The sequence below is a fragment of the uncultured Nevskia sp. genome (genome assembly GCF_903885465.1).
In the GTDB taxonomy this organism is placed as follows: domain Bacteria; phylum Pseudomonadota; class Gammaproteobacteria; order Nevskiales; family Nevskiaceae; genus Nevskia.
In genome coordinates, this window is the sequence record NZ_CAISIQ010000338.1 from 1 (window position 1) to 6,636 (window position 6,636).

The 6,636-nt window shown below is 65.3% G+C and carries 8 protein-coding genes; 2 read left to right on the forward strand and 6 right to left on the reverse strand.

What is annotated here, in order from left to right:
* Positions 1 to 175, reverse strand: a 175-nt coding sequence (locus QZY06_RS13200) for an aconitase family protein (protein ID WP_367275642.1), incomplete at its 3' end; no start/stop codon positions are given.
* 140 nt (positions 176 to 315) lie between these two features.
* Here QZY06_RS13200 and QZY06_RS13205 point away from each other — a divergent pair.
* A complete protein-coding gene (locus QZY06_RS13205) occupies positions 316 to 1,185 on the forward strand; it encodes a LysR family transcriptional regulator (protein WP_295685172.1) in 870 nt (289 codons plus the stop codon).
* Between the two features lie 96 nt (positions 1,186 to 1,281).
* Entirely contained in the window at positions 1,282 to 2,211 is a 930-nt protein-coding gene (locus QZY06_RS13210) for a glutathione S-transferase family protein (protein WP_295685174.1), read from the forward strand.
* Here QZY06_RS13210 and yedA read toward each other — a convergent pair.
* The 5 genes from yedA to QZY06_RS13235 form a co-directional block, all read right to left on the reverse strand.
* Positions 2,208 to 3,113, reverse strand: a complete 906-nt coding sequence (gene yedA, locus QZY06_RS13215) for a drug/metabolite exporter YedA (RefSeq protein WP_295685176.1) — start codon at positions 3,111 to 3,113, stop codon at positions 2,208 to 2,210. The genes QZY06_RS13210 and yedA overlap by 4 nt on opposite strands.
* Before the next feature lie 61 nt (positions 3,114 to 3,174).
* On the reverse strand, positions 3,175 to 4,800 hold the full coding sequence (locus QZY06_RS13220; RefSeq protein ID WP_295685178.1) for an NAD(P)/FAD-dependent oxidoreductase: 1,626 nt from the start codon (positions 4,798 to 4,800) through the stop codon (positions 3,175 to 3,177).
* 32 nt (positions 4,801 to 4,832) lie between these two features.
* On the reverse strand, positions 4,833 to 5,756 hold the full coding sequence (locus tag QZY06_RS13225) for a DMT family transporter (protein ID WP_295685180.1): 924 nt from the start codon (positions 5,754 to 5,756) through the stop codon (positions 4,833 to 4,835).
* 11 nt (positions 5,757 to 5,767) lie between these two features.
* Entirely contained in the window at positions 5,768 to 6,301 is a 534-nt protein-coding gene (locus QZY06_RS13230) for a YaeQ family protein (protein ID WP_295685183.1), read from the reverse strand.
* 143 nt (positions 6,302 to 6,444) lie between these two features.
* Positions 6,445 to 6,636: hypothetical protein (locus QZY06_RS13235; RefSeq protein ID WP_295685185.1), on the reverse strand; the 192-nt coding region annotated here is incomplete at its 5' end.

Sequence of the window (6,636 nt, forward strand, 5' to 3'; positions counted from 1 at the left end):
CGAGCCGCCAGGGCATGCGCTTGTTCAGACGCAGGCCGTCGAAAGCCTGCGGGCTGGTCACTTCATGGAGCAGCTGGCGGTCGATGTAGACGATCGCCGAGCCATCGCCCTGATCCTTGACGACGTGGGCGTCCCAGAGCTTGTCGTAGAGGGTCTTCGGCTTGTTCGTGGTCATGGTTCGCTCCGTCGCAGCACAGGAATCGGGGTTCGGCGCGCAGTGTAGGGAGGCGGCTTTAATTACTCCAATGAATCGTTTTCATATTCTGCAGTCGTCATGGGAATATATCGGTCCGCCGTACCGGAGCCGGACGATCGATGGACACCCACAGCCTCAGCGCCTTTCTCGAAGTGGCCGAAGCCAGTTCCTTCTCCAAGGCCGGCGAGCGTCTGCACCTGTCGCAACCGGCGATCTCCAAGCGCATCGCCGCGCTCGAGATCGCGCTTGGCATGCCGCTGTTCAACCGCGTCGGCCGGCGCATCGATCTGACCGACGCCGGCCGCACCCTGCTGCCGTATGCGCGGCGGGTGCTCGCCGAACTCGAGGACGGCCGGCGGGCCTTGTCGCATCTGTCCGGCGCGGTCAGCGGCCGGCTGTCGATCGGCACCAGCCATCACATCGGCCTGCATCGCCTGCCTGAGGTGCTGCGCAGCTACACGCAGGCCTATCCGGATGTCGATCTCGACATCCACTTCATGGATTCCGAGGACGCCTGCGAGGAAGTGGCCCAGGGCCGGCTCGAACTTGGCATCGTCACCCTGCCTCGCGAACCGCCGGACGCGCTGCGCATGCAGATGATCTGGGTCGATCCGCTGTCGGTGGTCGTTGCCCCGACCCATCCACTGCTGCGCGAACAAGTGCCGACCTTGAAAGCGCTGGCTGCCTATCCCGCCGTGCTGCCGGACGAGCGCACCTACACGCATCGCATCGTCACCGCCGCCCTGCAGGCGCATGGCGTGGCGCCACGAATCCGGTTGTCGACCAATTACCTGGAGACTCTGAAAATGCTGGTCGCGATCGGCCTTGGCTGGAGCGTGCTGCCGCGCTCGATGCTCGATGACACGCTGGTCGCGCTGGAACTGCCGGAACTGACATTGAGCCGCGAACTCGGCGCGGTCTGGCATCGCGGCCGTACCCGTTCCGGGCCAGCACGGGCCTTGCTCGATCTGCTGGCGGCGGCTCGCTGAATGCTTCGGCCGCTATACTTGCGAACTAGGCAATTCACCATAAAAACCAATGACTAATCCGGGATTTTTCCCGAGATGAGTCAGCACGGAGACTTCATGAGCGACCTCGTCCTGCATCACTACCCGGCCTCGCCGTACGCGGAAAAGATTCGCGCCGCGCTGGGCTACAAGCGCCTGAGCTGGAAATCGGTGCAGCAGCCGATGGTGATGCCGAAGCCGGACCAGATCGCCCTGACCGGCGGCTATCGCAAGGCGCCGGTGCTGCAGATCGGCCGCGACATCTACTGCGATACCGCGTTGATCTGCCGGACGCTGGACCGCCTCTATCCGGATCCGCCGCTGGTACCGCTGGCCGCCAAAGCCAGCTGCGCAGCCTTCGCCAGCCTCGAACAGACGCTGTTCTTCGCGGCGATTCCCACCGTGTTCCAGCCGGCTGGCCTGAAAGCCTTGATGGCGATGATGGGGCCGGAGGGCCTGGACAAGTTCTCGAAGGATCGCGCTGCATTGTTCACTGGCGGCAGCGCCTCGCGGCCGGGCCCGGAGTTCGGCAAGACTCATTTCATGCCGCTGATGAACTGCCTCGATCAACAGCTCGCGGCCTCACCGTTCCTGCTCGGCGAGACACCGACCCTGGCCGATCTCTGCGCTTATCACCCGGTCTGGTTCATCCGCAACAACGCCGGCGTTGCCAGCCTGCTCGAACCGTTCAAATCACTGCTGGCCTGGGCCGATCGGATCAAGGCCCTGGGCCACGGCGAGGCTACCGAGATCAGCGGCGAAGACGCGATCGCCCTCGCCCGCAACGCCGGTGGCCTGCTGCCGCTGGACGGCCCGATGCTGGAACCGGAAGGCGCGCGCATCGGCTCGAAAGTCACCGTTGCAGCGACCGACTACGGCACTGACGCGGTGGCCGGCACCTTGATGCACGCCTCGGTATTCGAAGTGGCGATCAAGCGCCGCGACGAGCGCGCCGGCGATGTCGTCGTCCACTTCCCGCGCGCCGGCTTCAAGGTGACGCCTGCTTAAGCTGGCTTCGGCACTTTCGGCTTGCGGTTGTTGAGCACGATCATCAGCACGCCGGACAGCACCAGCACGATCGCCGCCAGTTCGCTGGCGACGAACAGCTCGCCGGCGAGCATGGCGCCGAGCAGCAGCGCGACCACCGGATTGACATAGGCGTAGCTGGTCGCCAGGGACGGCGACACGGTCTGGTTCAGATAGATGTAGGCACTGAAGGCGATGACGCTGCCGAAGATGGTCAGATAAGCCACCGCCGCCATCGCTTTCGGCGTGGTCACCAGTTGCCAGGATTCGCCGGCTGCAGCGCTCGCGATCAGGAACAGCACGCCGGCCGAAAACATCTGGCAGGCGGTGCTCATCGGCCCGGCCGGCATGTCCAGCCGCCGGCTCCATACCGAGCCGAACGCCCAGCTGACCGCGGCCGAAATCAGCAGCGCGGCGGATAGCGGATTGGCGGCGAAATCGCCACCGAGATTGAGCAGCACGATGCCCGAGAAGCCGACCGCCAGGCCGAGCCACTGCAAGGGCTTCGGCCACACACCCCAGATGCCGCCGAACAGGCTTGCCCATAAGGGCATGGTCGCGACGACGGTGGCGGCCAGCGCCGAACCGACCGATTTCTGCGCATAGACGACCGCGCCATTGCCGACGTTCAGCAACAGGAAACCGATGATCATCGAACGGCCGAACTGTCCCCAGGTTGGAAGCTTGTAGCCGCGCAGACGCAGCATGATCAGCAGGATGCTGCCGGCGGCGGTGAAACGGATGCCCGGGAAGAACAACGGCGGATAGGCCTCCAGCGCGAAGCGGATCGCCAGATAGGTCGAGCCCCAGACGAAATAGACGGCGACGAGGCAGAGCCAGACCAGCGGGCTCAAGCGGCCGGTCGATGCAGCGGAGGTGGTCACGGCGAGATTCCTCGCGAAAGAGGCGCGCATCTTAATCGAGCGCCGGAAGGCGGGCCGGCAATCAGAGCACTCGCAGCAGCTCGCGCGCGCAGTTGCGGCCGGGAGCACCGGTCACGCCGCCACCGGGATGGGTGCCGGCCCCGCAGAGCCACAGCCCGGGCAAGGGTGTGCGGTAGTCCGCCCAGCCCGGCACCGGCCGCATCGAGAACAGCTGATGCAAGGCCATCGAACCGTGAAAGATGTTGCCGCCGGTGAGCGCGAAACGACGCTCCAGATCGAGTGGCGTCAGTACCTGACGATGGAGCACCGACGCCGCAAAGTTCGGCGCATAGGCATTGACGGCGGCGATGCAGCGATCGGCGAACGGCCCGCGCAGCGCCTCCCAATTAAGCCCTTCGGCAAGCTTGTAGGGCGCGTACTGCACGAACATCTGGACAATGTGATGACCCGGCGGCGCCAGCGTCTTGTCGACCGAGGTCGGGATGGTCAGCTCGAGGATCGGCTCGGTCGAGGGCAGGCCACGCCGGGCATCGTCATAAGCCGCTTCGAGGTATTCCATCGTCGGGCTGATGTGGATGGTGCCGCGATGCTGCGGCCCGACTTCGGCCTTGCCCGGTAGCGCGGCGAAGTCCGGCAGTTCGGACACCGCGAGATTGATCTTCATCGAGGCGCTGGCGTAGTCGATGCGAGCCACAGCCTCATCGAACAGCGGCGGCAAACTGCCGGCCGCCAGCAGCTTGCGAAACGTCACTTCCGGCGTGGCATTGGAGACCACCGTCTTTGCGTGGATCAGTTCGCCGTCGGCCAGCCGCACGCCTCTCGCCTCCCCGCCTTCAACGAGGATTTCAGCCACTTCGGCATTGCAGCGAATCTCGACACCGCGCTCGTGCGCCGCAGCCGCCATCGCCTGCGTCACCGCACCCATGCCGCCTTCGACATAGCCCCAGACACCGCGCGCGCCACCCGCCGTGCCCATCACGTGATGCAGCAGCACATAGCCGGTGCCGGGTGCGGAAATCGGTTGCTGGGCGCCGATCACCGCATCAGTGGCCAAGGTCGCCTTCAGCACGTCGGACTCGAACCAGCGATCGAGGATCGGCCGCGCAGCACCGGTCAGCAGTTCGATTGCCTGCGGCAGTTCATCGCCCATGGCGCGCAATGCTTGGTACAGCCGGCGGCTGCGGCGCAGCTCGCGCAGCCGCGCGAACAGACTGCGCTTGCGCCATGAAGCCGGCAGCGGCAGCAGATCGGCCGGCGGCTCCGATAGCAGCGGTTCGATGCATTCGGCGATCCGTGTCAGCCAGGCTTCATAGCGTGGATAAGCCGCCGCATCGCGCGCCGAGAACTTGGCGATCTCACGATGGTTCAGAACTTCATCCGGCCCCATCAGCAAGGAACGGCCGTCGGGCAGCGGCGTGAACGACGAAGGATTGCGCACCAGCACCTGATAGCCATGGCGCGCGAGTTCCAGCTCCTGCACCACCTCGGGCAGCAGCAGACTGATCAGGTAGGAGGCCGTCGAAGCGCGATAGCCCGGTGCAATTTCCTCGGTGATGCAGGCACCACCAACGACGGCGCTGCGCTCCAGCACCAGCACCCGCTTGCCGGCTGCAGCAAGCGTCGCCGCGCAGACCAGGCCGTTGTGGCCGGCGCCGATCAGGATCACGTCATGCACGGCATCGACCATCAGGCTTGCGCTCCGCCCCAGCTCAGTTCAATTCAGGCCGGCGCCAATGCCGGCTGTCTTTCGCTCAATGCAACGACCACGCCGACGATCAGCACCGCGGTGCCGGCGAGCACGGTGCTCGCCGGCCAGGCACCGGTCCAGATCGCGCCATAGGCGATGCCGCCGATGGTCTCGAAGACGATCATCTGGCCGAGCAGCGACGGCGGCAAGCGCGTACTCGACAGGTTCCACAAGGTATTCGCGGCCCAGGACGTCACCAGACCGAGGAACAGGCTGACGGCGATGAACAACAGCCAGTCATTCAAGCCATGCACCACTGCCGGCTTGGTCGCCGCAAACAGCAGCAGCGCGAACGGCAGCGCCGCCGCACCCTGCAAGGACGACCACTGCATGCCGCTCATGCCGGGACGCGCGCGCAGACGCTCGGCATTGATGACGCCATAGATCGTCCACAGCAAGGTCGAGCCCGCAGCGCACAGCCAGCCGATCAGCTCATCGCTACTGGTGACATGGCTGCCGCCCACCGCATCGACCTGCGGCGCCCGCGCCAGCCACAGTCCCGCGGCGATCAGCAACAGCGCCCAGCCATAGCGCGGCGTGATCGGCAGGCGAAGGCGGATGCGCGCCGCCAGCGACACCGTGACCGGCAGCAGACCGATGATCAGCGTCGGCATCACGTAACCAGCCTTCTGCACCGCCACACTAAGCAGCGCGTAGTACAGCAGGTTGCCGAACAGGGTCAGTAGCAAGGATTCGCGCCACAAGCGCGCATCGCGCAACTGCGTGCGACCCCGACGATGCAGCAGCCAGAGGGTGAGAACGGAAGCCGCGCCGTAAGCGATGTAGCGCCCGGCCGCGACGGCCAGCCCCGGCCAGTCACCGAGGATCAGCGGACCAATGAACGCGAACGCCCAGCCGAAGCAAGCGGCGACCGCGTAGAAGAATCCGGCGCGCATCGGCAGACCGCCTAGCGCAGGGTCGCGATTTCAACCGCGACGGTGCGCTCACCATCCCCGAGCCAGACCTGGCCATCCTGGATCGTGCAATGCAGCTGCATGGTCCGCTGCGCGAGCTGGGTCAGTGTGGCCTCCCCACTGCTGCTGATCCGCCGCACCGACAGGTTCTTCGCCCGCGCCAGCTTCGCTTCCGCCGTCTGCCACCAGGGCTCGGCAGCGCGATTGAAGCCGTAGACGAACACCTGCCCGGCCCGGCCGCAGGCGCGGATGATGTTCTTCTCGTCCGGCTGGCCCAACTCGATCCATTGCTCGATCAGCCCGGTCAGATCCTTGCGCCACAGGTCCGGCTCATCCGGATCACTCAAGCCCTTGCCGAGTTCCAGCCGCTCATGGGCATGGAGCGCAAACACCAGCACGCGGACCATCATGCGTTCGTCGGTCTCCGATGGATGCCGGGCGATGGTGAGCGCGTGTTCTGCGTAGTAGTTGCGATCCATGTCGGCGATCTGCAACTGGGCCTTGAAGATGGTGGCTTTGAGGGCCATGAGTGGGCAACGTTGAGGATTGGATGCGGGATGGTAGCGGGTGTTGGCTACTACCAACGGGGGCTTCAAGTTCGGCCTCAGCTAAATACCGGTTTAGCTTTGGGCTCGATCGACCCTTGTTCTCGTTGGCTAGCTTCAGCGCCCTATTCCGCGCTGTCGCGCGGGTCACTTTCTTTGGCGCGCAAAGAAAGTAACCAAAGAAAGCGCGCCCCCGGCGCTGCGTCGGATCGCATGAAGCAGAAGCGCGACCCGATGCCCTGTGCTTCTCGGCCATGACGGGGCTTTTCGACGCGCCATCCATGGCGCGGCGAAAAGGCTTCGGCTCCTGCCTCGCC